The 24604-nt window shown below is 61.8% G+C and carries 25 protein-coding genes; 10 read left to right on the top strand and 15 right to left on the bottom strand.

Annotated features, from left to right (window positions below):
* Positions 1–55 precede the first annotated feature (55 nt).
* Positions 56–1474, bottom strand: coding sequence for an aldehyde dehydrogenase (locus tag A7A77_RS00945; RefSeq protein ID WP_066552273.1), 1419 nt, complete (start codon positions 1472–1474; stop codon positions 56–58).
* 181 nt (positions 1475–1655) lie between these two features.
* On the opposite strand from A7A77_RS00945, the gene A7A77_RS00950 reads away from it, so the two are divergent.
* The 3 genes from A7A77_RS00950 to A7A77_RS00960 all read left to right on the top strand — a co-directional run bounded on the left by A7A77_RS00950 (position 1656) and on the right by A7A77_RS00960 (position 4459).
* Positions 1656–2960, top strand: coding sequence for an MFS transporter (locus A7A77_RS00950; protein WP_245638340.1), 1305 nt, complete (start codon positions 1656–1658; stop codon positions 2958–2960).
* Positions 2957–3409 (top strand): MarR family winged helix-turn-helix transcriptional regulator, encoded by a 453-nt coding sequence (locus tag A7A77_RS00955; protein WP_066552275.1) that lies wholly within the window; start codon positions 2957–2959, stop codon positions 3407–3409. The genes A7A77_RS00950 and A7A77_RS00955 overlap by 4 nt, the downstream gene beginning before the upstream one ends.
* Before the next feature lie 462 nt (positions 3410–3871).
* The gene (locus tag A7A77_RS00960) at positions 3872–4459 is read left to right on the top strand and encodes a Ros/MucR family transcriptional regulator (protein WP_082835805.1); all 588 of its coding nucleotides are present in this window, start codon (positions 3872–3874) and stop codon (positions 4457–4459) included.
* Between the two features lie 48 nt (positions 4460–4507).
* Here the strand turns inward: A7A77_RS00960 and A7A77_RS00965 are convergent, their stop codons facing one another.
* Entirely contained in the window at positions 4508–5314 is an 807-nt protein-coding gene (locus tag A7A77_RS00965; RefSeq protein ID WP_245638341.1) for a ThuA domain-containing protein, read from the bottom strand.
* On the bottom strand, positions 5311–6729 hold the full coding sequence (locus A7A77_RS00970) for an aromatic ring-hydroxylating oxygenase subunit alpha (RefSeq protein ID WP_066552277.1): 1419 nt from the start codon (positions 6727–6729) through the stop codon (positions 5311–5313). Before A7A77_RS00970 ends, A7A77_RS00965 begins: the two co-directional genes overlap by 4 nt.
* 159 nt (positions 6730–6888) lie before the next feature.
* Here A7A77_RS00970 and A7A77_RS00975 point away from each other — a divergent pair, with 159 nt between their 5' ends.
* The 3 genes from A7A77_RS00975 to A7A77_RS00985 are packed head-to-tail and all read left to right on the top strand — an operon-like array spanning position 6889 to position 9271.
* Positions 6889–7671 (top strand): SDR family NAD(P)-dependent oxidoreductase, encoded by a 783-nt coding sequence (locus tag A7A77_RS00975; protein ID WP_066552279.1) that lies wholly within the window; start codon positions 6889–6891, stop codon positions 7669–7671.
* On the top strand, positions 7668–8474 hold the full coding sequence (locus A7A77_RS00980) for an SDR family NAD(P)-dependent oxidoreductase (RefSeq protein WP_066552281.1): 807 nt from the start codon (positions 7668–7670) through the stop codon (positions 8472–8474). The genes A7A77_RS00975 and A7A77_RS00980 overlap by 4 nt, the downstream gene beginning before the upstream one ends.
* A 17-nt stretch (positions 8475–8491) precedes the next feature.
* Entirely contained in the window at positions 8492–9271 is a 780-nt protein-coding gene (locus tag A7A77_RS00985) for an SDR family NAD(P)-dependent oxidoreductase (protein WP_066552283.1), read from the top strand.
* 15 nt (positions 9272–9286) lie between these two features.
* Here A7A77_RS00985 and A7A77_RS00990 read toward each other — a convergent pair whose 3' ends face one another.
* The 10 genes from A7A77_RS00990 to A7A77_RS17385 all read right to left on the bottom strand — a co-directional run bounded on the left by A7A77_RS00990 (position 9287) and on the right by A7A77_RS17385 (position 19440).
* Positions 9287–10063, bottom strand: a complete 777-nt coding sequence (locus tag A7A77_RS00990; RefSeq protein WP_066552286.1) for an SDR family NAD(P)-dependent oxidoreductase — start codon at positions 10061–10063, stop codon at positions 9287–9289.
* A 73-nt stretch (positions 10064–10136) separates the two neighbouring features.
* Positions 10137–10739, bottom strand: a complete 603-nt coding sequence (locus A7A77_RS00995; RefSeq protein WP_066552287.1) for a TetR/AcrR family transcriptional regulator — start codon at positions 10737–10739, stop codon at positions 10137–10139.
* A 23-nt stretch (positions 10740–10762) separates the two neighbouring features.
* Positions 10763–12109: an aromatic ring-hydroxylating oxygenase subunit alpha gene (locus A7A77_RS01000; RefSeq protein WP_066552288.1), complete on the bottom strand. Its 1347-nt coding sequence runs from the start codon at positions 12107–12109 to the stop codon at positions 10763–10765.
* Between the two features lie 31 nt (positions 12110–12140).
* The gene (locus A7A77_RS01005) at positions 12141–12590 is read right to left on the bottom strand and encodes a nuclear transport factor 2 family protein (protein ID WP_066552290.1); all 450 of its coding nucleotides are present in this window, start codon (positions 12588–12590) and stop codon (positions 12141–12143) included.
* A 28-nt stretch (positions 12591–12618) separates the two neighbouring features.
* Complete coding sequence (locus A7A77_RS01010; protein WP_066552292.1) at positions 12619–13041, bottom strand: nuclear transport factor 2 family protein; 423 nt, start codon at positions 13039–13041, stop codon at positions 12619–12621.
* A gap of 6 nt (positions 13042–13047) precedes the next feature.
* The gene (locus tag A7A77_RS01015; protein WP_066552294.1) at positions 13048–14397 is read right to left on the bottom strand and encodes an aromatic ring-hydroxylating oxygenase subunit alpha; all 1350 of its coding nucleotides are present in this window, start codon (positions 14395–14397) and stop codon (positions 13048–13050) included.
* A 26-nt stretch (positions 14398–14423) separates the two neighbouring features.
* A complete protein-coding gene (locus A7A77_RS01020) occupies positions 14424–14960 on the bottom strand; it encodes a nuclear transport factor 2 family protein (RefSeq protein WP_245638342.1) in 537 nt (178 codons plus the stop codon).
* Positions 14960–16183, bottom strand: a complete 1224-nt coding sequence (locus A7A77_RS01025; protein ID WP_066552543.1) for a cytochrome P450 — start codon at positions 16181–16183, stop codon at positions 14960–14962. The genes A7A77_RS01020 and A7A77_RS01025 overlap by 1 nt, the downstream gene beginning before the upstream one ends.
* A gap of 5 nt (positions 16184–16188) precedes the next feature.
* Complete coding sequence (locus tag A7A77_RS01030; RefSeq protein WP_066552299.1) at positions 16189–16935, bottom strand: SDR family oxidoreductase; 747 nt, start codon at positions 16933–16935, stop codon at positions 16189–16191.
* An 81-nt stretch (positions 16936–17016) separates the two neighbouring features.
* Positions 17017–19440, bottom strand: coding sequence for a TonB-dependent receptor (locus tag A7A77_RS17385; RefSeq protein WP_245638343.1), 2424 nt, complete (start codon positions 19438–19440; stop codon positions 17017–17019).
* A 168-nt stretch (positions 19441–19608) separates the two neighbouring features.
* On the opposite strand from A7A77_RS17385, the gene A7A77_RS01045 reads away from it, so the two are divergent.
* The 4 genes from A7A77_RS01045 to A7A77_RS01060 all read left to right on the top strand — a co-directional run bounded on the left by A7A77_RS01045 (position 19609) and on the right by A7A77_RS01060 (position 22899).
* Positions 19609–20310: a TetR/AcrR family transcriptional regulator gene (locus tag A7A77_RS01045; RefSeq protein ID WP_066552301.1), complete on the top strand. Its 702-nt coding sequence runs from the start codon at positions 19609–19611 to the stop codon at positions 20308–20310.
* Between the two features lie 97 nt (positions 20311–20407).
* Entirely contained in the window at positions 20408–21754 is a 1347-nt protein-coding gene (locus A7A77_RS01050) for an aromatic ring-hydroxylating oxygenase subunit alpha (protein WP_066552304.1), read from the top strand.
* Position 21755: 1 nt separating this feature from the next.
* Complete coding sequence (locus tag A7A77_RS01055) at positions 21756–22445, top strand: SDR family NAD(P)-dependent oxidoreductase (RefSeq protein ID WP_066552305.1); 690 nt, start codon at positions 21756–21758, stop codon at positions 22443–22445.
* Positions 22446–22458: 13 nt separating this feature from the next.
* Positions 22459–22899 (top strand): nuclear transport factor 2 family protein, encoded by a 441-nt coding sequence (locus tag A7A77_RS01060; RefSeq protein WP_066552548.1) that lies wholly within the window; start codon positions 22459–22461, stop codon positions 22897–22899.
* 65 nt (positions 22900–22964) lie between these two features.
* Here A7A77_RS01060 and A7A77_RS01065 read toward each other — a convergent pair whose 3' ends face one another.
* Positions 22965–23327, bottom strand: coding sequence for an EthD domain-containing protein (locus tag A7A77_RS01065; protein ID WP_066552307.1), 363 nt, complete (start codon positions 23325–23327; stop codon positions 22965–22967).
* A gap of 10 nt (positions 23328–23337) precedes the next feature.
* Positions 23338–24525 (bottom strand): aromatic ring-hydroxylating oxygenase subunit alpha, encoded by a 1188-nt coding sequence (locus A7A77_RS01070; RefSeq protein ID WP_066552311.1) that lies wholly within the window; start codon positions 24523–24525, stop codon positions 23338–23340.
* Positions 24526–24604: the final 79 nt, after the last annotated feature.

Here is a 24604-nt window from a genome sequence, read left to right on the forward strand (position 1 = left end):
GGATAAGTCCGTGACGGTCCCACGGACATTCCCGGACGGACACGGTTTTTCAGGCTCAGATCGGGAAGTGACCGGGCAGGGTTTCCATGGTGATCCAGCGCAGTTCGGTGAAGCTGTCGATCCCGGCCTTGCCGCCAAAGCGGCCATAGCCCGATGCACCGACGCCGCCGAAGGGCATCTGCGCCTCGTCATGCACGGTCGGGCCGTTGACGTGACAGATACCCGAATGGATCTGCCGGGCAACGCGCAGGCCGCGAGCAGTGTCCTTGGTGAAAACAGCGGCGGACAGGCCGTATTCGGTGTCGTTCGCCAGTTCGACCGCGTGGGCTTCGTCGCGCGCACGGATCATGCCGACGACGGGGCCGAAGCTTTCGTCGCGGAACAGCTTCATGTCGGGTGTCACCTTGTCGACAAGATGCGCGGGCATGACGACATTCTGCGTCGTCTCGCCGCCGACGAGCAGTTCCGCACCCTTGGCGACGGCGTCTTCGACGAGGCTGAGGCAATGCGCCACGGTCTTGGCATCGACCACCGCACCCAGCGGAGTCTTGCCTTCACGCGGATCGCCTGCGGGCATCGAGGCGACCTTGGCCTTGAACATGGCCGCGAATTCGTCGGCAACAGCATCGAGAACGATGATCCGTTCCGTCGACATGCAGATCTGCCCCTGGTTCATGAAGGCCCCGAAGGCCGCAGCCTTCACCGCTTCATCAAGGTCCGCATCGTCGAGCACGATCATCGGCGCCTTGCCGCCCAGTTCGAGCAGGCAGGGCTTCAGATGCTCTGCCGCACGCTTGGCGATGATCTTGCCGACGGCGGTGGAACCGGTGAAGTTGATGCGCTTCACTTCCGGCGCATCGATCAGCGCGCCGACCACATCGGCGGCATCGGCAGGCGCGTTGGTGACGACATTGACGACACCTTCGGGAAAGCCGGCTTCCGCAAAGGCTTCGATGATGAGTGCGTGAGTGCGCGGGCACTGCTCGCTAGCCTTCAGGATGACGGCGTTGCCGCATGCCAGCGGGGTGGCAATGGCGCGCACGCCAAGGATGATCGGAGCATTCCACGGCGCAATACCGAGGATGACGCCAACCGGTTCACGCAAAGCCATGGCAACGCAGCCGGGCTTGTCGGAAGGAATAACCTCGCCCGAGATCTGCGTGGTAATCGCGGCGGCTTCGCGAATCATGCCGACGGCCAGCGCGTGGTTGAACATGGCCCATCCGGCAGTCGCGCCGATTTCGGCCATCATCGCATCGACAAAAGCATCCTTCTTCGCTTCCAGAGCGACGGCGGCATTCATCAGAACTGCACGGCGGGCATTCGGCCCCATGACCGACCAGACAGCGAAACCCTCAGCAGCCCTTCTGGCAACGGCGGCAGCGTCCTCGGCCGTCATGGCAGGCGCACTCGAAGCGACCTCGCCGGTGACGGGGTTGAGGCGTTCGAAACGAAGGGATTGCGATTCGGACATGACAGTCTGGCTCCTCTCCAACTTTGTTATATAATATAACCATATTGCAGGATCGGCACAAGCTCTATCGCCGCATCGGGGCGCGACCATAAACCTTGCGCTTCTTGTTCTGTAATATAACGATATGACCGACCAGAAAGCGTACGCGATGTCGCGATGGCTGCGGGCGGGAGAGAACTCAGTGGCGACAGATCCACGCCAGATCATCGACGCGCAGCCCATGTCCCGCTTTCAATGGTCGGTCGTGGCCGTGATGGTGGGATTGCTCGCGCTCGACGGGTTCGACGTGCTGTCGATCAGCTTTGCCTCGCCCGGAATTGCCGCCGACTGGGGCATCGATCGCGGCGCACTGGGCATTGTGCTTTCCATGGAACTTATCGGGATGTCAGTCGGATCGATCCTGTTCGGACGGATCGCGGACGTGATCGGACGCCGGGCAACGATCCTTGCCTGCCTGCTGGTCATGGCCACCGGCATGTTCGGGGCGTCGACTTCCACCGGCATCTATTCGCTGTGCGGCTGGCGTATCGCGACCGGCCTTGGCCTCGGCGGCATGTTGGCGGCCGTGAATGCGGCAACGGCTGAAGTTGCCAATGCCAGGTATCGCTCGCTTTGCGTGGTGTTGATGGCCGCGGGCTACCCGCTGGGCAACATCGTCGGTGGCAGCATTTCGGCCGTTTTGCTTGCGCAGTATGACTGGCGCGCCGTGTTCATCTTCGGAAGCGTGGTTTCGCTGTGCTTCATTCCCCTCGTCTGGCTCCTCGCCCCGGAATCGATCTCGTTCCACATGCACAAGCGCGGACCAGGCGCGCTGACCGGCATCAATTCCGTGCTGCGCCGCATGCGCCAGCCCGAACTGGACAGCCTGCCGCCGCAAGAGCCGGAGAGTCACAAGCCGGGTATCAAGAGCCTGCTGAAAGGGCAGTTCGCAGTGCCGACGCTGGTCATGACCTTCGTCTATTTCGCGCATATCATGACGTTCTATTTCATCCTGAAATGGATACCGAAGATCGTGGTCGATATGGGCTTCGAACCTTCGGCGGCAGCAGGCGTGCTCGTGTCGGCCAGTATCGGCGGATTGCTCGGCAGCGCGCTGCTCGGCCTGCTCACCATACGCACAAAGGTGTTCTGGCTCACCCTGATCGCGATAACGCTGTCGGCCGTTGCAGTGGCATGGTTCGGCCAGTCTCAAAGCGATCTTGCAGCATTGTCGACCGTAGCCGCAGTGGCAGGCTTCTTCACGAATGCAGGCGTTGTCGGCATCTATGCCATCGTCGCATCTGCCTTCCCGACCTCCGTTCGGGCATCAGCCACGGGCATCGTCATCGGCGTGGGCCGTGGCGGCTCCGCCCTTGCCCCCGCGCTGGCCGGAATGCTGTTTGCCATCGGATATGCGCTCGACACAGTGGCATTGCTGATGGCACTCGGTTCGTTGATGGCCGCACTTGCCCTACTGCTTGCAAAGCGTGAGATCAGCCCGGCATGACCAGAAAGAAGCATCAGCTAGGCCCGCTGGACGCACTGACCGGCTTTCACATGCGCCGCGCCTATGGCGTTTTTCGGCGCGACTTCGATCGTGCGGTCGAAGGTCTGGGCGTACGGCAGGTCTCGCTGGGTGTTCTTTCGGTGATTTCGGCCAACCCCGGCATCAAGCAAGGCGCGGTAGGCACAATCCTCGACATCCAGCGCGCCAACATGGTCAGCCTGATCGGCGAACTGGCGGAGGCCGGGCTGGTCAATCGAGGAGAGGACCCGACGGACCGCAGAGCGATCGCCCTGTCTCTGACGCAAGCGGGACAAGACCTGCTCGACGCCTCACTCGACCGGATCGATACGCACGAAGCCAAGCTGCTAACGGGGTTTACTGCGCAAGAGCGGCAACAGCTTACCACCATGCTCGACAGGGTCGCTGCCAACGGCAACGCTGAGGACTAAGCAAGACTTTCGGCGTGATGTTTCGGTTGAAGTGGATGGCCGGATCGCCCCGCGGCACATCGATTGGAAGCCGCATCCGAGTGAACCGGTCATGCGGCCAACGATTAATGACAGCGCATTACAGCACAGCGATCCTCGTAACGTCATAATGTCGCAAGCGATGCAGTCGGGACCACTAAACCGGGGCAGCCAAGCCCGTTAAGCCGAAATCCAGAATAACGATTGGTGATCGTAGTCACGTGGATATACAAAGAAACAGCGCTCTGGCCGGACGATCACCGCGCATTACGCACAGCAGGATATTGCAATTCAGTAGTCGTCGTTATGAGTGATAATTTGTGAGCAATGCGATAGTCATATCGACAGCCGATTACATCGCTATTGAAAAAATTGTCCATTTTTTCTAATCGTGCCCGTAATAACCGAACTACGCAAAACCCCCGACGAAAAAAAGGATCGATAATGGAACAGGATCCCATGGCGGAAACGCTGATCACGCTGACTTCGGATATCGTTGCCGCTCACGTTAGCAATAATTCGGTCGCCGTTGCCGATGTCCCTGCGCTGATCGGCAATGTATATCATGCGCTTGCCGGTCTGGGCGAAACAGTTAGCGAAGAAATCGCGAAACCGGAACCTGCCGTCTCGATCAGGGCTTCTGTCAAACCCGATTACATCGTCTGTCTTGAAGACGGGAAGAAGTTGAAAATGCTCAAACGGCATCTTCGGACCCAGTATTCCATGACGCCGGAAGACTATCGCAAGCGCTGGAACCTGCCGGCCGACTATCCGATGGTTGCTCCCAACTACGCCGAAAAGCGACGCACGCTGGCAAAATCCATCGGCCTTGGCCGCAAGCCTGCCGACGCGGCGAAGGCCCCCGCTGCCAAGGTAGCCGCTCCGGCCAAGGCGCCCGCGCGCAAGGCTGCCGCACCGAAAGCGGCTGCGCAGAAGGCCGCGCCGAAGACCGCAGCGAAGAAGCCTGCCGCGAAAAAGGCTGCTCCTGCGAAGCGCGCACCTGCCCGCAAGAAGCAGCCCGAAAAGGCGTAAGTCGATATCGAAAGCCGCAGGGGCGTCGATCGCCCTGCGGCTTTCGGATCATCCAGCGGCGGGCCGCGCCTTGATCCAGTTCAGACCGCGCCGCAGCAGCAGGTAATATACCGGCAATTCCCACGCACAGCGGTCCACCGTGGGCCACCATTCGGCCATCGGCTGCAGATCGTAGTGCCCGCGGCAATGACCCAGCGTGTTGTAAAGCACTGCGCCCCTGCCCCGCTCCTTGATGTACATCACCGGATGCACGCCCGGCGCATCGGCGGCCTCGGCAAAACCGGTGCCCTCCTCTGTGCACTCCGTTTCCAACAGCACATGCAGGTCCCCGTGCGTTTCAAGGTGATAGAGTTCGTCCGTCGTCTCGAACGGTTCGACTCCGCTGACCAGTTCGTGATCCGGGTCCGCCACCGTCACCGTGTAGGGCGCGATCGGCGGGTGGGTAAGGAACTGGCTGCCCAGCACTTCCATGAACAGCGGAGCCTCTCGCGGGGCGTGGAACAGGCCATCGTCCATCAGCTTCAGGATCGAGTTCGTGCCGTGCAGCGCATACCAGCGCCCGCCAGCCTCGATCCAGTCGCGCAGGGTTTCCTGCGCCGCATCCGATGGCTTCACGTTGCAGGTATAGCTGATGAGGATATCGGCATCACGGATTGCGTCGAGGCTCTCGAAATCCTCGAACACCCGGGTGCGAACGCGCGGATCCTCGGCCAGCAGCTTGAGCAGTTCCAGCCGCGCGAAATCGATGTCGTGCCAGACGCCGCCCGCTATCAGCACGCAGTCGATCCGCGCGGGATGATCCTGCTCGGTTGCCGCGGCCAGCGGATCGGGCCCGTGGTCGATCCGTTCGCTCACGCCTGCGGTCCGCCAAGCTCGCCGTTGATGTATTTCATCATCGTATCCTGGAACTGGCGGATGCGGATTTCCTGATAGTTGCCCAGCTGGACTTCGCCGTTCTTCGAACAGTGCAGCCCTTCCTGCACATAGGGCAGGTTGTCCATGTCCTGTTCGAACACGTCGCCCAGAATGCCAAGTTCAGGCGCCTCGGTCCATTTCTGGTCAAGCGTCAGGAACTTGCGCGGCGCGGCGGCGGGCTTGGGATCGCCCTTCTTCACGCGGGCAAGGATGCGCACGTCCATGACGCAAGTATCGGGCGTTTTGCCCGGGAACCAGCTGTAGACGATGTTCGGCATGAAGCCGCCCCACGGCGCGAAGTTCGGGAATACGTTGTAGACCAGCGCGTCCAGCACCTCGGCATCGGTCGCGTCCGAATGGTCGTAGCCCGTGGTCTGGGTATAAACCTCGCGCATCTGATCGCCCAGCGCCTCGCGCGCGGTCTTCCCCTCGGGCACAGCGATGGCCATCGGGTTGCCGGTGGGATCGTAGTTGTCCGAGCTACGACCGTTGTACTTGATGAACTCGTCGACGATCCACTGCTCGCCCTGCCCTTCCTGAATGTGGGGACTCATGATGCCGAAGGGCACGAGGTTCACGTTAATGTTATCGCCCCACGTCCGGTACGCGGCATTGGAATCGCCGGTGAACGGCAGTAGCTGCGGATGCGTGACGATCGTGTGCCAGGCTTCCATGAATGCCTCCATCACGACCTTCCAGTTGGCCGGAACTTCCTTGGCAACGTGCATCACGGTCGCGCATTCGTCATGGCGCCAGCGCTTGAAGTGGTCGGGCAGCGGCGCGAGGTATTCCTCAAGGCTCGGCCCGCCCTTCTCCTCGCGCAGGAAGACATAGCCCTGCCACGTCGCGACTTCGGCGTCGGGCAGGTCCATGTTCTTCTTTTCGAGATGCGGGAAGTCCCACTGGCACGGCGCGTGGTTGAAAGAGCCGTCCTTGTTCCATGTAAAGGCGTGGAACGGGCAGGTGAACTTTTCGGCGGAGCCGTCCTCTGTGCGCAGCTTGCGCCCGCGGTGGAGGCAGACGTTGTGCATGGCACGGATCGAACCGTCGTCCTGCCGCACAACGAGATAGCTGCGGCCTGCGTTTTCGTAGACGACGAAATCGCCCGGATCGTTCAGCTCTTCCTCTCGTGCGCAGAACTGCCACACGTAAGGCCACATGCGCTCACGCTCTTTCTGCGCGAATCCCTCGCTGGTGTAGCGTTCAGCCGGGATCGGGTCCGATCCGCGATAGGTGTAGGCTTCCTCGACAAGGATATCGGGCGCGGGCCGTGAATCCCGCTCCATCAGCTCGTTCCAGCTGATCCCTTCACTGCGGTCTTCGCCAAACTTTTCGCTGACGTCGATATCGGACATGTCGTGCACCCTCTGCATGCTTTGTGAGCCGGACGATGATTTTCCGGCCATTTGGCGCAATCTGGCCTCTGCAAGGAATGGAGTCACCTTGCCGAAGTCATAGGTTGCCATCGGCGCGCACTCGGCCAAATCTGCAGCCGGATAAATTTGGAGCAGGATATGTCTGAAAGGCTTGCAGGCAAAGTGGCACTCGTCACCGGGGGCACTGCCGGGATCGGGGCCGGCGCGGTCCGCCGGCTTGCGGCGGACGGGGCGAAAGTGATCTTCACCGGATCGCGCGCCGAAGTGGCAGAGCCGCTTTGCGCGGAAACCGGCGCGACGTTCTTTTCCCACCGCGTGCAGGACGAGGGTGGCTGGGAAGACCTGTCGGCCATGATCCGCAAGGACTTCGGCAGGCTGGACATCGCATTCGCCAATGCCGGAACGGAAAAGGGCGATTCCAGTGTCGAGAACATCACGCTGGATGACTGGAACTTCATCGTCGGCGTGAACCAGACGGGCGCAATGCTGACGACCCAGCACGCGATCCGCATCATGAAGGACAATCCCGACGGCGCGACCGGTTCGGTGATCATCAACAGTTCGATGAACGCGCACCGTGCGATGGGCAATTACATGGCCTACTCGGTCACCAAGGCCGCTGTCGTCGCGCTTGCCAAGTCCGCCGCCAACTACTGCGGGCTTGCCGGATACAAGATCCGCGTGAACGCGATCCTGCCCGGCGTGGTGGAGACGGAGATGATCGTCAACATCATCAATTCCATGCCCGATCCCGCCGCCGCGCGCGCGATGTACGAAGGGATGAGCCCGCTGAAGCGACTGGCGACCGTGGAAGAAGTGGCGGCGCTCGTCGCGTTCCTTGGTTCCGACGACGCCGCGTTCATTTCCGGCGGCGAATATACCATTGATGGTGCAACTACAGCAGGGATGTCGGGAGTATGAGCAAGCAACTGGAAGGCAATGTCGCTCTCGTAACCGGCGGCCTGCGCGGCATCGGTCTGGCAGCAGTGCAGAAGCTGCTGGAGAAGGGCGCAAAAGTCTGGATCGGCGACCTGACCGCCGCCGACGATGGCGTGGTATCGTCCACCCTGTCCGGACTTTCCGGCGATGTCGCCTACGTCCGTCTTGACGTGACCGACGAGCAGTCGTGGATCGACGCAATCGCGAAGATCGACGAGGCGGATGGCCGGCTGGACGTTCTGGTCAACAATGCGGGGATCGACGGCACCGGCCGCATTCAGGACATGACGCTGGACCTGTGGCGCAAGGTTCAGGCCGTGAACAGTGACGGTGCCTTCCTTGGCGTGAAACACGGCTTCGCGCTGATGGAAAAGAGCGGGAAGGACCGCAAGGGCGGTTCCTCCATCGTCAACGTCAGTTCGATCATGGGGTTCGTCGCTTTCCCGGAAAGCGCGGCCTATTGCGCGTCGAAAGGCGCGATCCGCAATTTCACCAAGGCCTGCGCGGTCGAATTTGCCGCCTATGGCGTGCCGATCAGGGCCAATTCGGTGCATCCCGGCTTCGTCCAGACCCCGCTGCTGGATGAAGGGTTCCAGCGCATGGTATCGCGCGGCGTTGCCGAAAAGGCGCAGGACCTGAAGGATCAGGTTGCATCGTCCACGCCGGTCAACCGGCTGGCCGACCCTGACGAGATCGCCACGGCCATCGCCTTCCTTGCAACGGAAGACGCCAGTTACATGACCGGTTCGGAAGTTGTCGTCGACGGCGGCTATCTGGCGCGCTGAATGGACGGGAGGGGACGATGACGATTGCACTGGATAATTGCATCGCGCTGGTCACCGGCGCGACAGGAGGGATCGGCCGCGAAATCGTGAAGGCGATGAAAGCCGCCGGCGCGACTGTCATCGCGACCGATCTTGGCGACTACGGCGATCATGGCGGGGCCGATCACTATTTCCGCCACGACGTGACGAGCGAGAATGACTGGGACGATATCGCCGCGTTCATTTCGGAAACCTACGAGCGGCTGGACGTGCTGGTGAACAATGCGGGCATCTCGATAGTCACCAAGATCGAGGAGACGCCGCTATCCGAATGGCACCGGGTGAACGCGGTGAACGTCGATTCCGTGGTGATCGGCGTGCAATGCCTGCTGCCGCTGCTGCAGGACGGGGGCAAGGCGCGCAAGGGCGGGGCCTCTGTCATCAACTTTTCCAGCGTGGGCGGGCTGCGCGGCGCGGCGTTCAATGCCGCCTATTGCACCAGCAAGGCGGCGGTAAAGATGCTTTCCAAATGCATGGGAGCGGAATTCGCGGCGCTGGGTTACAATATTCGCGTGAATTCCGTGCATCCCGGCGGGATCGAAACGCCCATGCTGTCCAGCATCATGGAACGCTATGTCGCACTGGGCGCGGTTCCGGATGTCGCGACCGCCGTTGCCGGAACGGTCGCGCGGCACCCGATCGGACGCATGGGCCGTCCGGACGAAATGGCAGGCGGTGTGGTCTTCCTTGCATCCGAAGCGTCCAGCTTCATGACTTGCGACGAACTTGTGATGGATGGCGGGTTCAGTCAGGTCTGAACCCGCGCCGGTGCCTTATCGGGTGGTATAGCCCGCATCGACCGCCAGGGCATGGCCGGTGACATAGCTGGCCGCATCGGAACATAGCCATGCGCTCGCCTCGGCCACTTCCTCCGGCCTGCCGAAACGGCCGAACAGGCTGAGTACCGGTGCGAACTCCGCCTCGGTTACGTTCACGTCGTCCATCGCGGCGCGCAGCATCGGGGTGTCGATCGCACCGGGCAGCACGGCATTCACGCGGATATTGTGCGGCGCATATTCGACGCTGCCGGTTTTCGTCAGGCCGATCACGCCATGTTTGGCGGCGACATAGGCGGAATTGCCCGCCTGCGGACGCACGGAACTGACCGATCCGATATTGACGACGGAGCCGCCCTGCCCTTGCGCCATCATCTGCGCGATTTCGTGCTTCATGCACAGCATGACGCCGCGCAGGTCGACGGATATCACCCGGTCCCACACTGCCATGTCCGCCTCGGCAATCGGCAGCAGGTCGGGCGCGATCGCCGCATTGTTCACCGCACAGTCCAGCCTTCCGAAAAGGTCGACCGTTTTTGCGACCAGTGCTTCGACCTCGGCTTCGTCCGCCACGTTGGCGATGACAGCTTCCGCCGTGCCGCCGCTCTCCCTTATCGTTGAAACCGTCGCATTGGCCGCAGCGCCGTCGATGTCGGAAACGACGACTTTCGCGCCGCGCGCCGCAAGCAGCCGGGCCGTGGCCTGCCCCATGCCCATGCCGGCTCCGGTGACGATGGCGACCTTGTCGGCCAGCTTGATGCGGTTTGCATCCATTGTTCTTCTCCCGCGTGGTTTGGCGGGACGATGGAGCAGCGGCTGTTAAGTGACGACTGTCATTAGAAACAGGTCAGGCCGACCTTTGCGCGAATGCCGCATCCAGCGTCGCAATCTCGTCCGCGATGATTTCCCGCAGGCGCGACAGTGGCCAATCGTCCGGCGCAAGCACGCATTGCAGCGCGACACCGCCAACGGTTGCGACAAGGCGGCGGGCCAGCGTCTCGACCTGCGGATCGCGCTTTGCCTCGTCCACTCCGTACCTGCGGGCCAGCATCCGGTAGTAGAGTCCGACGCTTTCCCCCGCATTGCGGGCCGTTTCCTCGCGATAGGTCCCGTCGCAATGCGCCCTGCCCCAGAACGCAAGCCAGACGTGCCATGTCCGGCGGTTCTCCTCCGTCACCGGCAGAACGACCGAGAGACAGTCGACGAGATCCTCGTCCTGTTCGAAAGCGACCTGCAGCCGGTCCATCACCCGCCGGTTGGCGATGCGATAGACCTCGTGCAGCAGGTGGCCCTTGTTCTCGAAATAGTTCGACACGATCGCGGTGGACGACCCCGCCGCCCCCGCGACCTGCCGGAAGGTCACGGCCTCTATGCCCATCTCCGCCACGAGATCGTACGCGACGGATGCAACCTGTTCGCGCCGTTTGTCGTGATCGACGATTGCCGGCATTCAGACCGTCCCCCTGATGCGCCTCAGCGCCGTCCTTCCAGATAGTCGTTGATTACCTCGTGGAAGCGGCGGACGCGAGTCTCCTGCCCGGCAAGATAGGCATCGGTGAAACCCATCGAGCGAAGACCGCGCTGCTGCGTGACCGCCAGCGACAGGTCCTGCGTCAGGAAGTCGCCCTGCGGAATATCCGCCTCGTAATCGGCGTAGTTGTCGCTTTCGAACGGGGCTTCCCTGTAGGGGCGCATTCCGTAAAGCGTTCCGACTTCCCTCGCGCCATCGATCTTGGGCACCAGATACCAGTAGTCGAAGGTCGACCAGTTCGGATCGTCCTTGTCCGGCTCTGTGCGAAAGACGTGCAGCCCTTCGGGCGTTCCCGTCAGCGTCAGGTTCGGGAACAGCGTGTGGTGCATCTGGTCGGTCAGTTCATCGTCGGTGAACTTGTCGAAGTAGTGATAGCCCCGTTCCGGCCCAAGGCGGCGGCGCGCTTCCTGCAGTGCGATGCGGCCTTCCTGCGCGCGACCGTCATAGTCGTCGGGGTTGATGTCCCATTCCTTCAGGACTTCGGCCCAGAGCGGCTTCATCTGCTGCGCATCTTCATAGCGAGAGGACGGCTGCAGCTTCTCGATCATTCGGTTGTGGCCGGTGGGGTACATCTCGAATACCGAGGTCGAATAGTGATCGTCGATCATCGGCTCGAACTGCGGGTGAACCGCAGGAATGTGATAGGCCTCGTTGAAGTTGTCGGACGCGAACTTCCAGTTCGTGTTGACGCGCAGGCGGCGCCACACGACGCGGGTCCAGTCGTCCAGATCGCGATTGCCCAGAAGCGTCGGCGCCGGGTCCAGATAGTCGAGCAACGGCACCGGATCGGGGTTGAAGCTGAAGAAGATGAAACCGCCCCAGGTGTCGCACTTCAGCTCATGCAGCTTCAACTTGCCGCACGGATCGCCCTGCGGAAAATCCTCCGGGTCCTGCACGTGGTCCAGCACCCCGTCGAGACGCCACTTCCAGTTGTGGTAGGGGCACACGAAGTGGCTCGTCACGCCGCCCTCGCTGGTGTTCACCAGCAGGTTGCCGCGGTGCTGGCACACGTTGAGGAAAGCCTTGATCGACCCGTCCTCCTGACGGACCATCAGGACCGATTCGTGGCAAAAGTCGTGAACGATGAAGTCGCCGGTCTCTTCCAGCTGGGCCGTGCGCCCGCCGACGTGCCAGATCTTCTTCCACATGTGCTCCCACTCTCGGTCAGCGAACTCCCTGGACCAGTAACGGTCGCCGGTAATCCTGTCGCCGCGCGCTGCCGGCACTTCGGCATCGGGGTGCGTGGGATAACCGGGCTTGCCGGAGGGCTTGTCGAGAACAGAAGCCATGATCGTGTCTCCTTCGAACTTTCCCGCCGGTTCAGCGGTCCCCGTGGATTTCTTCCAGAGAGCCGGGCATCGGCATCATCGGAGTGATCGTGTAATGGCGGCACTTCCACGCGCCGCTGTCGCCCTGAACACATTCCATGCGGTACTTGACCTGCACTTCCACGGTGTTGCCGTCCTTTGCAGCACCCATTCCGATGACATAGGCCGTCATCGCGCCCACTTCGCCATCCCAGCTTTCGGGCCGGAAATTGCTGATGAAGTGGAAGTGGTGGGTCATGTCGGCAAAGACCGGTTCGAAGAAGCTGCGCAGACCGTCATGGCCGTGCATCAGCGGCAGGCCGATGGCCGAAAGGTCCGCCACGCAATCCTCGGTAAAGACGGACAGGAAACGGTCCATGTTCTCTAGCGCATCGACGTTGTAGCAATACTCGATCAGCAGCCGCTCAAGCGCGGTGCGGACGTCTTCGGGCATCTGGGTCATCGAAAGTCCTCTTCCTCGTCAGCCGGTTTCAGACCGGCAGCGGCATCATGTTCTTCAGCGAGAAGTGGCGGCACTTCCACGCGCCATCCACTTCGACGCACTCCATCCGGTACCGGACCTGCACGTTAGTCGCCGTTCCGTTCTTCGCGCGGCCCATGCCCATCACGTAGGCAGTGATCGCGCCAACCGTGCCGTCCCAGCTTTCGGCGCGGAAATTGCCGGGCATGTGGAACTCGTGCGTCATGTTCTCGGTCAGGCCGGTATAGAAGGCGCGGACCGTTTCCTTGCCCTCCATCTTCGGGAACGCGACGTCCGAAAAGTCGATCACGACATCGTCGGTAAATAGGTCGACCACGTTCTCGGGGTCGGCGATCGCGTCGACCCCGTAGGTGTATTCGGTCATCAGGTCGCACAGCGCCTTGAAGACGTCCTCGGGCATGTTCGTTGCCATGACCGGCTACCCCTCGCCCGCGTTCGGCGCCTGTTCGGTCGGATGACCCAGAACGACATCGTTCAAAAGTTCGTGGAAACGCTGGATGCGCTTTTCCTGATAGGTCAGGATGCAACCCTTGAAGCCCCGCGAGTTGAGGCCCTGCTGCTGCGTCGTGCCGATCGACAGGTCCTGATCGGCCACGAAGCCCAATGAAACACCGTCACCGTAGACTGTGTGGCGCTGGATCGCGTCATGCCTCAGCGGAGCATTGCCCACCGGCGTCACGACTTCCTTCATGCCCTTCACCGGCGGATAGAGGCACCAGTGCTGGAACACGCACTTTGCAGGGTCCGTCGGGTGCGGCTCGGTGCGCAGGATCTGGCACTGTTCAGGGCTCATCGTGATGGTGAGGTTGGGGAACAGGGTGCAGTGGAAGTAATCGGCAAGCTGCTGGTCGCTCATCCCCGAATAGTCATAGCCGCGCTCTGCCCCGTGGGCACGCTTGGCGTCGATGACGGCCTGACGCACTTCCTGTGTGCGGCCGCGATATTCCTTGGGATCGATGCCCCATGCCTCTGCCGCTTCGTAAAGGCCCGGGGGCACGTCGCCGCTGACGTAGTCCTTGCGGCTGGTCGCCTGATGACCGATCATCCACATCGAGTTGTGGCCGTTCTCGTACATCTCGAACAGCGTGGTCGGCAGGCCGTCGTTGATGAAGGTCGCCAGTTCGGGGTGAATGGTGGGGAGGTGGTAGCTCTCGTTGAAGTTGTCTCGGATGATCTTCCAGTTGAACTCGCAGTCCGCCGACAGGTTGAGCACGCGGACCCAGTTCTCCAGATTGTAGCCCTTCAGCCGCTCGGGGAACGGGGCAAGCCATTCCTCCAGCGGAGCGACGTCGTCGTTCATTGCCCAGAACACGAACGGTCCCCACGTCGCACACTGGATCTCGGTCAGGTGGACCTTGCCGCACGGGTTTCCGCCGGGGAAATCGTCGGCGTCCTGCACATCGACAAGCGTGCCTGAGGCATCGAACTGCCAGCCGTGATAGCCGCAAGTGATGCGCGGGGTGGATGCGACGTCGCCTAGCACGAGCCGGTTCCCGCGGTGCGGGCAGACGTTGTAGAACGCCTTCACCGACCCGTCGGCCTGGCGGATCATGATGATGGATTCGCGGCCGAAGTTGTGGCGGATGACATCGCCCTCTTCCTCAAGGTCGGCAAGCATGCCGCCAAGGTGCCACACGCTGGGCCAGAGTTTCTCGTACTCGCCCTCCATCCACTCGCGCGAGGTGTAGCGGTCGGCGGTGATCACGTCGCCGCGGACAGGCTGGTCGAATTCGGCCGAATAACGGGCTGAGCCGGACTGTACGTTCATGGGAAAATGCCTCTCTTCGCGTTTCTCTAGGCCGACCGGTTTCGCGTCTGGCTGAAATCGGCGCCATGCCTCTGTCCTCGTCCCGCCTGCGGGTTGTCGGAAAAGAAGGCGCGGCTGCCGGGATGGTCGGTAACCCAGTCGGTTATGAGTGCGCGCTTCGCGATGCGCCACTCGCCATTCCTGCAGGTATACTCGTCGATATAGCGGCCTGCGATGAACAGGTCGCGCGCCTGCCCCGCTTCGTCGCCGACATCGTGGAATGCCTGAAAATAACACTCGCCCTGCGCGCAGTCAGCGCCGGTCATCTCTATGCGGACCTGCCCCAGCATGTGATGCGTGCCGTTCATGTCGCCAAGGAAACCGAGCGCGAAGTCGGCAAAAGCGTCGGGATCGCCCTGCATCAAGCCGCAGTCGACAAGCGCGTCGGCATGAAAGGCGCTGAGCAGGAGGTCGCGGTCGATCCGGTCCAGCCCGCGCATGTAGCGGTGCGTGGCATCGGCGATGTCGCGCCGGGCGGCCAGATCGCGGATTTCCGCTTCGAGATCGAATGTCGCAGTGGCCATCAGGTGTCCCATTCAAGGCAGAGCCGGTTTACGCAGGCGACGATCCCGCCGACGTTGGTAAGGTCGCTGTCGGCAGCGACGCGGAAGTCGGGAATGCGCTTCAGCCATTCCTCGATCGTGATGGCCACTTCGGCGCGGGCCAGTTCCTGCCCCGGGCACATGTGCGGACCGCTGCCGAACGTCGAATGCACGGGCCGGCGGCGCTGCGGATCGATGGTCATCGGGTCTGGATTGACCTTCGGATCGATGCCGTGGACGACCGTGGGGATCGCGACCATGTCGCCCGCCTTCATCGTCACGCCGCGAAACACGATGTCGTCGCGCACCTCGCGCGCGATAGCGACAAGGCCGAAGCGCCGGAACAGTTCGTTGACCGCCGCGATCGTGCCGCCGGGATGGGCCAGCATGTGGCGGCGCAACTGCGGCGATCCGGCCAGTGCCAGCATGGCATAGCCAAGGAAATTGACCACGGTATCAACGCCCGCGATCAGCAACTGGGTCACGATGGCCAGCGCTTCGGCATAGGTCAGCGGGCGCTGGCCGCCTTTCCCGTCATCCAGCCCCGCCTTCAGCATGTTGCTGATCATGTCGTCGCCGGGATTGGCCGTGCGTTCCCTGACCAGCGGATCGCCGTAATCGTAGAAGGCAGCCTTCGCCTCTTCGAACGTCATGTCGCCATCGGGGCGGGTCATGCACAATGCCCAGTGCCGGATCTTTTCCGCATCCGATTGCGGCACGCCGACAAGGGCAAGGAAGATGCGGATCGGGAAGATCCGGGCATATTCCTCGGTAAAGTTGCACCGCCCCTTGGCGCGGAATGTCTCGATAAGGTCGACCGCGACTTCGCGGATAGATTCCTTCAGCCCGCGCACTGCAGCCGGTCGCAAACTGTCGTTCAGCAACTTGCGATAGGGGCGATGTTCGGGCGGGTCGATCGTGGTCGGGATCAATCCGTGCTGCTCGCCCACCGACTTGGGCAGGACGATGACCCGGTTGCTGAAACGCACAGGGTCCGACTGCACTTCGGCCAGCGCCTCTCCGCCAAGAGCGATCCAGTGCCCTTCGTTGCGCGGCGTCCAGACGATTTCGGGATGGCGTTCCTGCAACCTTGCCCAAGCCCGATGATAGTCCTTTGCCTGCCCGTCGGGGGCATAGATGTCGATGTCGGCGAAAAGCGCCGGATCGACATGTGCGGGTGTATCGGCAAGCAGGCTTTCGGACATGTCGCTCACTCCATCGTTTCGCCGTTGTCGATGGTGATCGTGGTGCCGGTGATGTGGCGCCCGTCGTCGCTGGCAAGATACAGTACCATGTTCGCGATGTCGCTGGGTTGCCCCATGCCGTGGTTCACGGTCTGCTCCAGTCCGGCGCTTCCTTCGGGCAACTCGGCCAATGCCTGCGCCGTCATGGGCGTGACGATGCCGCCGGGGGCAAGGGCGTTGACGCGGATGCGATAGTTCAGTTCGCGGCAGTGCACCGCGACCGACCGTGTCAGGCCGATGATGCCCGCCTTCGCCGCGGAATAGGCGGGGATCGAACTGATCCCCTTCAACCCCGCAACGGAGGCAATGTTGATAATCGATCCCGAACCGTCCTTCGACATGTGCGGGATCGCCGCTTGGCAGCCGAGGTACGTTCCGGTCAGCATCACGTCGACCAGCAGGCGGAAATCCTCCGGACCCTGCTCCTCTACAGTGCCGAACTTCACCAGCCCGGCATTGTTGACCAGTGTATCCAGCCTGCCGAACCGCTGCACGGTCTCGGCCACGACTTCGGCCCATCGTCCGGCATCACGCACGTCATGGTCGAGGTAGAGCGCATTTCCGATTTCATCGGCCAGCGCGCGGCCCACCTCGCTCTGGATGTCGGTAATCACGACACTTGCGCCCTCTCGCGCCAGTACGCGGGCATCCTCTGCGCCAAGGCCCGATGCTCCGCCCGTGATCAGTGCGACCTTGCCATCCATCTTGCCCATGTTTGTCTTCCTTGAATGCTGCCGGTTCGAATGCTGAACGGGGGCTGCGCGAAAGAGAGGTTCGCGCAGCCCCCTGTCCGGTCAGAAGTTGAACTGTACCGATGCGCCGTACTGGCGCGGCGGGGCATAGCCGACGATCCCAGTATATCCCGGGGAGTCGTAGACGGTTGAAATGTAGCGCTTGTCGAACAGGTTCTTGCCCCACAGGCCCACCGACCAACGGTCGTCCGGCGCGTGATAGGTGAGCAGGCCATCGACGAGGTAGGTCGGCTGAACCAGCGAACGCGGCGTATCGAGGATCGCGGTGTAGTACTTGGCCGCGGTGTACATCCACGAAACGTCCGCCACGATCCGGTCGCCGCTACCCATTTCGTAGTCGTAGTTCACGCCCAGCATCGCCTGCCATTCCGGCGCGTTCTGCAGGCGGTATCCCTTCAGGTTGTAGAATTCGCCGCTGACGGGATCGCCATAGATGAAGTTCTTGTACGTCGCGTCGAGGTAGGCCAGCGAACCGCGCAGGGTAAGGCCCCAGACCGGCACGGCCTGCGCCTCCAGCTCGAAACCCTTGATCTCGGACTTCGCGGCGTTGAGGATGCGGTTGCCCTGCACGTTGGTGTCGGGATCGAAGTAGATCTGCGCGATCTGCATGTCGCGATAATTGGTGTAGAATGCGGCAAGATTGGTGCGGATCGTGCGGTTCAGGAAATCAGCCTTCACGCCCACTTCGAACGTGTCGACTTCCTCCGGATCATAGGGCGTGTCGCCGTCGGCCGCAGTGCCGATGCGGCCCGTATAGCCGCCGGACTTGAAGCCGCGCGACCAGCTGGCATAGGCCATGGCATCGTCGCCCAGTTCGTAGTCGAGGCCGAGCTTCCAGCCGACGTTGTCCCAGCTCGTCTTGCCGCCGACCGTGATCGCGGAATCGGGGAAGACGAGGATCGAGCCATAATAGGCCTGTCCGTCCCCAAGCGGCTGGGTCAGGTCATACTGGTAAAGTGCCGGATCATAGTCGCCCAGCCCGGCAAAATCGAAATTGCTGTCGAGCAGGATGGTGACGTCACGGTCGTTGTCAGGCCCGCGGAAGTCGGGATCGGTGAGCGGGACGAAGCCGTAGGAATAGTCGAGGAACGAGGTCGCATCGATCTTGTCATGCGTATAGCGGATACCGGCAGACACCTTCAGCCGGTCGGTGACCTGAACATATGTCTGCGCGAAGGCGGACATGCTCTCGGTATCCTGATCCTGCGTGTTGAACTGGTTCAGGCCCGGAAACGCGAAGTCCAGGTGGTACATCTGGTAATGGTCGTAATGGGTCTTCATGTAGAAAACGCCCGCCACGCCGGAAATCGCGTCGCTCGCTTCGAATGCGGTGCGCAGTTCCTGGCTGAACTGCCAGCCGCGCGTCTTGCGGCGGGTCGCGTTGTTGGTCTTCGCCGTACCGTCCTGGTCGGTATATTCGAACTGCGTGAATTTCTTGTAGCCGGTGATCGCGGTAATGTTGCCGATCGCGGTATTGGCCAGCTCGATCGTTGCGATCCCGAAATAGGTGTCGATGTTCGAGATATCGGGCACTTCGTTGTTGCCCGAATAATACTTGTCCGGCGCCACGCAGGGCTGGCCTTCGACCGCGCAGGGACTTTCGTATTGCGGCAGGACGGAACCGTTCCAGAACGTGCCCGCCTCCACATAGTTGCCCTCGCCCGGCAAGCCGCCGTTTACGACCACCGGTGCGCCGTTACGCGCGCCGACATATTCGCCCTGCAACGTGATCGACAGGTCCGCCGAAGGGGTCAGGTAAAGCTGCCCGCGGACGGCATCGACATTCTTCGAACCCATGTCCGAACCGTCATAGACGTTGGTGACCCAGCCGCTGCGCTGCGTATGGATACCGGCGATCTTGAACGAAGCCAGATCTTCCGCCAGTGGCACTTCCAGCGCGCCGGACAGGTCGAACCTGTCCCAGTTGCCGTAGGTGCCCTTGATGTAGCCGCCGAACTCGCCCGTCGGCTGGTTGGTCACGACGTTGACGACGCCGCCGGTCGTGTTCGCGCCGAACAGCGTGCCTTGCGGGCCGCGCAGGATTTCCACGCGCTGCACGTCATAGGTATCGAGCAGCGCGCCCATGGAGAAGAACTGCGGCACGCCGTCGACCACGATCGACACGGTGTTACCGGCATAAGGATCGGGCTCGATGACGCCGATGCCGCGGATCGTGAAGACCGCGTTGTTCGGAGTATTGGCAAAGTTGTCGATCTGGACGTTCGGGATGGAGCCCTGCAGCGCCTGCAGCGTCGTCACCTGCATGTCGGAAAGACGTTCGCCGCCAACCGCGGTGATGGAGATGGGCACGTCCTGAATGGACTGGGAAGTCTTCTGCGCGGTGACGACGATTTCGGCCAGGCCCGTTTCCGCCGCGGGCGCCTCATCCTGCGCAAAGGCAGGCATGGCCGAAATGGCCAGCGCGGCAATCGCGCCACTTGCAAGATACCTGTGAAGCAGTGCCATTTTCCCTCTCTCCCTCATGTCCGCCTGATGTTCTTGCGGACGGGTGCGTTCGACCCGTGGCGCCATTTACCGGCAACCTTGTCGGTTTTTGTGTCGCAGCCGGTCGAAAAGGGCTACTGCATGAAAGGATAGGGTGCGCACGGGCCGCGCACGGAGTTACCTGAACCGATGTCTGTTGCACGAAAAGAGCTTGAGCCGCGCAGGGATCGCGCCCTGCGCAAGATCCGCCCCAGCGGCGGGCCGGAGGATTTCGAACGCTGGCAGCAGCGCAAGAGTTCGCTGACGCGCGAGGCTATCCTCGATGCGGCGGTCGCCAGCCTGGTCGAGAGCGGATATGCCGGCCTTTCCACCAACGACGTGGCCCGCCGCGCCGGCGTTTCGCGCGGCGCGATGCACCATCATTTCCCGAACAGGATGTCGCTTGTCCGCTCGATGATCGAACATGTGTTCTATCGCCGGATGCGGCATTTTCTTGACGATTTCGTCGCCCGCCTGAAAGTGCTGGATACCGGAGACAAGACGGTCCAACCCCATGTTCTTGCAGTGGAATTGCACTGGCATTCAGTCCAGAGCCGGGAATTCGAGGCCTACTTGCGCCTTGCCGTTGCCGCCCGCAACGATGCCGAACTGGCAGAGGCGTTCGATCCCGCCGCCCGTCGCTATGATGAAGTGTGGCTGGAAGAGATGGATCACGCCTTCCCGCAATGGCGCAACGCACCCGAACTGATGCGGCTGGCCAGCGACTTTACGCAGGCCCTGCAACTGGGGCTATTGATCAACGGTTCGACACTTGGTGAAGAACGGGTCCGGCTGATTCAGGACGAACTGGTCGGGGTCGTGATGCGGCTGGCCGAAGCGGCCAACCCATAAAACAGGTCGATCTGCCTGTTTTCTAGCGCATGTGATAGTTGAGAGCCGCCAACCCAAAGAGCACCATCGCCGGCAAATGGCTATTGGGAGAGGCCCGATGAACAAGCAGACTGCCGTTCCGACGCCGATGGACGGCCGCGACCCGTCGAACCTTCGCGGGGACAAGATTACCGGTGACCGCTACTTCAGCGCGGAATTCGCGCAGAAGGAATGGGACCACATGTGGACCAAGATCTGGCACATCGCCGGACGGACCGCGGACATTCCCGAAGCGGGCGACTTCCTCGTTCACAATTTCATGAAGGAATCGGTGATCGCCGTCCGCCAGGAAGACGGATCGGTCCGCGCCTTCTACAATTCCTGCGCCCACCGCGGCATGCGCATGGTCGACGATTCCAGCTCGGTCGCGGCGTTCAACTGCCCCTACCACGGCTGGCGCTATGGCCTTGATGGCAAGCTGATCCATGCACAAGACGCCGATGTCGATTTCAGCCGGGGCAACCCCTGCGGCAAGATCGGCCTGAACGAAGTCCGCTGCGACACGTGGGGCGGCTTCGTCTGGTACTCCATGGACGCCGACGGTGTCTCGCTCGCCGACTTCCTCGAACCCATGCCCGCGCTCTATCGCAATTACCCGATGGACACCGCCGTTCGCGTCGCGTGGTACCGGATCGAGATCAACGCCAACTGGAAGTTCGTCACCGACAACTTCTCGGAAAGCTACCACACCCGCACCGCCCACCCGCAGGTTCCGCCATGGATCGACCAGGACGTTGATTCCGCGCGTCACGAGATGTGGCCCAAAGGCCATGGCCGTACGGTCCAGCCGATGCGCCCCTCGCTCTCCGATCGTCCCGAAGGCGGCGGCAACGCGATGTTCGAGGCCGAGCTTGCCAAGTGGGACATCGATCCCAAGAGCTACGCGACCTACGAAGACTTCGCCATGCAGGGCTGGAAGGACCTGAAGGCGGCCAAGCAGAAGCTTTGGCGCGAAAAGGGCTATGTCCATTACGAGAAAATGGACGACGAGGAGATCACCGACAGCCCGCACACCGTCATGTTCCCGAACGTGACGATCAGCTTCCTGCCCGACAACCTCGTCTTCTTCAGGTCCGAACCGCACGCCACGGACCCCGAGAAGTGCTACTTCGACCTGTGGTGCATGGCCTTCCCTGTCGACGGGCAGACCGAAGTCGAATCGATCATGGCCGGATGCAAGCCGCTGAAGGAAGTTGCCGAATGCGAACACCGCGTGTTCGACGGCGGTCGCGGCATTCCCGAACTTGCCGGACAGATCGTATACCAGGACATGGAACTGGCCGAAAACATGCAGGCCGGCATGCATTCACGTGGTTACAAGGATGCCTATCTCTCTGATCAGGAGACACGCATTCGCTTCTTCCACGAAGTACTGAACGATTGGATCGAAGGGAGAAGGCCCTGAAATGGCTAATGTAATCATCACCGGTGCTGGTCGCGGCATCGGCCTCGAACTGGCACGCACGCACGCCGAACGTGGCGACCGTGTCTTTGCCCTCGTCCGCGATACGGCAAAGTCCGAAGACCTCACGGCGCTTGCCGACGGGTCGAACGGCGCGGTCAGCGTTCACAAGCTGGATGCAGCCGACCTTGCCGGCATTCCGGCAGCTGCTGCTGCGGTTCCGTGTGACAGCGTCGACGTGCTCTACAACGTGGCGGGCGTCACCGGCCCCATCAGCGGCGAGCTGGAAGGCGATACCGACTGGGATGCATGGGACCTTGCCATCGACGTGATGCTGAAGGCGCCCTTCGCCATCACCAAGGCGTTCCTGCCGAAGATGGGCGAAGGCTCGAAAGTCATCAACTTCTCGAGCCAGCTTGCTGCGTCAACCTGGCCCTATGGCGGTTTCTACGTCTACGTCGCGACCAAGGCGGGGCTCGTTGCCCTGACCCGTTCGATGGCGATCGACCTGAAGGATCGCGGCATCTCGCTTATCTCACTCCACCCCGGTTGGGTGAAGACCGACATGGGCGGCCCCGATGCCGACATCACGACGGAAGAAAGCGTCGCGGGCATCACCGCGCTTACCGACCGCCTGACTGTCGAGGACAGCGGCGGCTTCTTCAAATGGAATGGCGAGCCGCACCCGCTCTGAGGAGGACCTGACAATGGCATTTACCGGACCGCTCGAGGATCGCATCGCGATCCGCGAGGTGATGGAGACGTACGCCTACGGCGTCATGACCAAGGACGCCGAAGTCTGGGCCGCGACATGGGCCGACGACGCCTATTGGGCGCTGCCCGAATACCCCGACCTTGGCGGGTTCGAAGGCAAGAAGGCGATCGTGGAAGCGTGGGTTGGATCGATGGAGGTCTACGGCCTAGACGACATGACCCGCCCGATGGTCTATCTCGCCAATCCGGGCCGGATCGAGATCGACGGGGACAAGGCGCTCGCCACGACCTTCACGATGGAGATCTACCAGCACCCCGAAACGGGGGAGACCGTCCACACCAACGGTCACTATGAAGACCGGCTGGCAAAGATCGACGGCAAGTGGGTCTTCACCCGCCGCGAATACCGCATCTTCCACGAACGTCGGGACTGATCGGGCGCCAATGCCTCAGCGGGCGGATGGCGCAATGCACATCCGCCCGCCGTGACCGTCAGCCCTCACCCGACAGGAGGCATCTCGCTAATCCGCTCGTCGAGGCGATAGACCTTCATCGAGCCGCGATCGAAGAGCTTGTCCTCGTCGATCCGGATCATCTCTGCGGTTTCCGGATCGTCGGCGATAGAGGCGAAGAACGCCTGCATCGTCGCCTCGTCCGGAAACTCGATTTCCATCACCACGTCGGGATCGCTAAGCCCCGCTTCTTGCGCGAACGGCGTGGTGAAGCGGCGCACATAGCGCGTGGCGTATCCGGCCAGCACCTTCTCGCCGATCTTTGCGTGGAAAGCCTCGTAATAGTCCACAAACTCGCCGTGGCTCATGCCTTCGCGGCGGCGGAAGATCGACAGCAGCGTGACGGACATGCCCGCCCCCTTACATTTGCGGTTCGGGGGCGGAGGGGTCTTCTGCAAGGTACCAGTTCAGCCATTCGTGGAAGTACTGGTTGCCACGCTCGTTCTTGCCGAAGATCAACTCCTCGTGCGCGCCGGATTCCAGGCCCTTCTGGATCTCCATGCCGATGACGTAATCCTCTTCGTAAGTCACGTCGCGGAAGAAGGTCGCCATGCCTTGCAGCTTTTCCTCTTCCTCGGGCGTCTTGGGCGCTTCGCGGCAAAGGTAATTCAGGACAGTGCGGTTCTTGTCGGGCGTCGGCCCGGGGAAGAGCTGCGCGACCTGCGTGATTTCCGGCGCGACGAAGATCGACACGTTCGGAAACAGGATGCGCACGAAGTCGTATCCGTAGTTTTCGCGCGTGCCCCATTTCTCGCGCGACACGTCCTTCAGCAGGTCCTTTATCTCGTGCTGCGGAAAACCGATGCGCATCGACGGGCCGAAGCCTTCGTAGTGCATCGTGTTCGACGGCGTGCGCGGAAAGATCGTTTCGGGGTGCAGCGACTGGAAGTGATAGCCTTCGAGGTAACCGTCGAACGCGATCTTCCAGTTGGCGCCGTGGATGGTGCGGTTGCCGACGTAGTGCCAGTCCTTGAAGCCCAGATCCTCGAAATCGCCGAGGTAGCCGCGGAAATAGGCGTCGAGGTCGAACGAACCCTCGGGGTCGAGACAGACGAAGATCATGCCCGCCCGCTCTTCGCAGGCAAGCTGGCGCAGACCGCGTTCGGACTTGTCGACGTCGCCGAAGGTCTGGCGTTCGGAAATGCCGATCAATTTGCCGTCACGCCCGAAAGTCCACGCATGGTACTTGCAGGTAAAGCGCGGGCAGTTGCCATAGCCTTCCTCTGCCACCGGCGCGCCTCGGTGCGAACATACGTTGAGGAACGCGCGGACCGTGCCATCTTTGTCGCGGGTGATCAGAACCGGCATGCCCACCGCTTCCATCGCCTTGTAATCGCCGGGGTTCGGCATTTCGGCAGTGAAGGCCAGCATCAGCGGCAGCTTCTTGAAAACGAGGTCGATCTCCTTTTTGTAGACATCCTCGTCGCAGTAGGATGCGGACGGCACTTTCAGTGTGCCCTCGCCCTGGAACGTCGTCTTGTTCTCGACATAGCCGAGCATGACTTCGGCGACGTCGCCAAGCTGCCCGATGCGCGCTGCGCGATCCATCGTGGTTCTCTCCCAAGAATCGTGTCGTCGCGCGTCTGCGCGAGCTGATGTGCAATCCTTGCACGCTGCATGGTTGCGC

The sequence above is a fragment of the Croceicoccus bisphenolivorans genome, assembly GCF_001634625.1.
GTDB classification, from domain to species: domain Bacteria; phylum Pseudomonadota; class Alphaproteobacteria; order Sphingomonadales; family Sphingomonadaceae; genus Croceicoccus; species Croceicoccus bisphenolivorans.

Excerpts from the sequence above, each read along its gene's own strand:
- A7A77_RS01000 (WP_066552288.1), bottom strand. The coding sequence starts at position 12,109 with ATGGCTTCTGTTCTCGACAAGCCCTCCGGCAAGCCCGGTTATCCCACG.
- A7A77_RS01005 (WP_066552290.1), bottom strand. The coding sequence starts at position 12,590 with ATGACCCAGATGCCCGAAGACGTCCGCACCGCGCTTGAGCGGCTGCTG.
- A7A77_RS01070 (WP_066552311.1), bottom strand. The coding sequence starts at position 24,525 with ATGGATCGCGCAGCGCGCATCGGGCAGCTTGGCGACGTCGCCGAAGTC.
- A7A77_RS00975 (WP_066552279.1), top strand. The coding sequence starts at position 6,889 with ATGTCTGAAAGGCTTGCAGGCAAAGTGGCACTCGTCACCGGGGGCACT.
- A7A77_RS01020 (WP_245638342.1), bottom strand. The coding sequence starts at position 14,960 with ATGGCCACTGCGACATTCGATCTCGAAGCGGAAATCCGCGATCTGGCC.
- A7A77_RS00945 (WP_066552273.1), bottom strand. The coding sequence starts at position 1,474 with ATGTCCGAATCGCAATCCCTTCGTTTCGAACGCCTCAACCCCGTCACC.
- A7A77_RS00990 (WP_066552286.1), bottom strand. The coding sequence starts at position 10,063 with ATGGATGCAAACCGCATCAAGCTGGCCGACAAGGTCGCCATCGTCACC.
- A7A77_RS00985 (WP_066552283.1), top strand. The coding sequence starts at position 8,492 with ATGACGATTGCACTGGATAATTGCATCGCGCTGGTCACCGGCGCGACA.
- A7A77_RS17385 (WP_245638343.1), bottom strand. The coding sequence starts at position 19,440 with ATGGCACTGCTTCACAGGTATCTTGCAAGTGGCGCGATTGCCGCGCTG.
- A7A77_RS01030 (WP_066552299.1), bottom strand. The coding sequence starts at position 16,935 with ATGGGCAAGATGGATGGCAAGGTCGCACTGATCACGGGCGGAGCATCG.
- A7A77_RS00995 (WP_066552287.1), bottom strand. The coding sequence starts at position 10,739 with ATGCCGGCAATCGTCGATCACGACAAACGGCGCGAACAGGTTGCATCC.
- A7A77_RS01025 (WP_066552543.1), bottom strand. The coding sequence starts at position 16,183 with ATGTCCGAAAGCCTGCTTGCCGATACACCCGCACATGTCGATCCGGCG.
- A7A77_RS01050 (WP_066552304.1), top strand. The coding sequence starts at position 20,408 with ATGAACAAGCAGACTGCCGTTCCGACGCCGATGGACGGCCGCGACCCG.
- A7A77_RS00970 (WP_066552277.1), bottom strand. The coding sequence starts at position 6,729 with ATGTCCGATATCGACGTCAGCGAAAAGTTTGGCGAAGACCGCAGTGAA.
- A7A77_RS01065 (WP_066552307.1), bottom strand. The coding sequence starts at position 23,327 with ATGTCCGTCACGCTGCTGTCGATCTTCCGCCGCCGCGAAGGCATGAGC.
- A7A77_RS00980 (WP_066552281.1), top strand. The coding sequence starts at position 7,668 with ATGAGCAAGCAACTGGAAGGCAATGTCGCTCTCGTAACCGGCGGCCTG.
- A7A77_RS00955 (WP_066552275.1), top strand. The coding sequence starts at position 2,957 with ATGACCAGAAAGAAGCATCAGCTAGGCCCGCTGGACGCACTGACCGGC.
- A7A77_RS01010 (WP_066552292.1), bottom strand. The coding sequence starts at position 13,041 with ATGGCAACGAACATGCCCGAGGACGTCTTCAAGGCGCTGTGCGACCTG.
- A7A77_RS01015 (WP_066552294.1), bottom strand. The coding sequence starts at position 14,397 with ATGAACGTACAGTCCGGCTCAGCCCGTTATTCGGCCGAATTCGACCAG.
- A7A77_RS01045 (WP_066552301.1), top strand. The coding sequence starts at position 19,609 with ATGTCTGTTGCACGAAAAGAGCTTGAGCCGCGCAGGGATCGCGCCCTG.
- A7A77_RS01060 (WP_066552548.1), top strand. The coding sequence starts at position 22,459 with ATGGCATTTACCGGACCGCTCGAGGATCGCATCGCGATCCGCGAGGTG.
- A7A77_RS01055 (WP_066552305.1), top strand. The coding sequence starts at position 21,756 with ATGGCTAATGTAATCATCACCGGTGCTGGTCGCGGCATCGGCCTCGAA.
- A7A77_RS00960 (WP_082835805.1), top strand. The coding sequence starts at position 3,872 with ATGGAACAGGATCCCATGGCGGAAACGCTGATCACGCTGACTTCGGAT.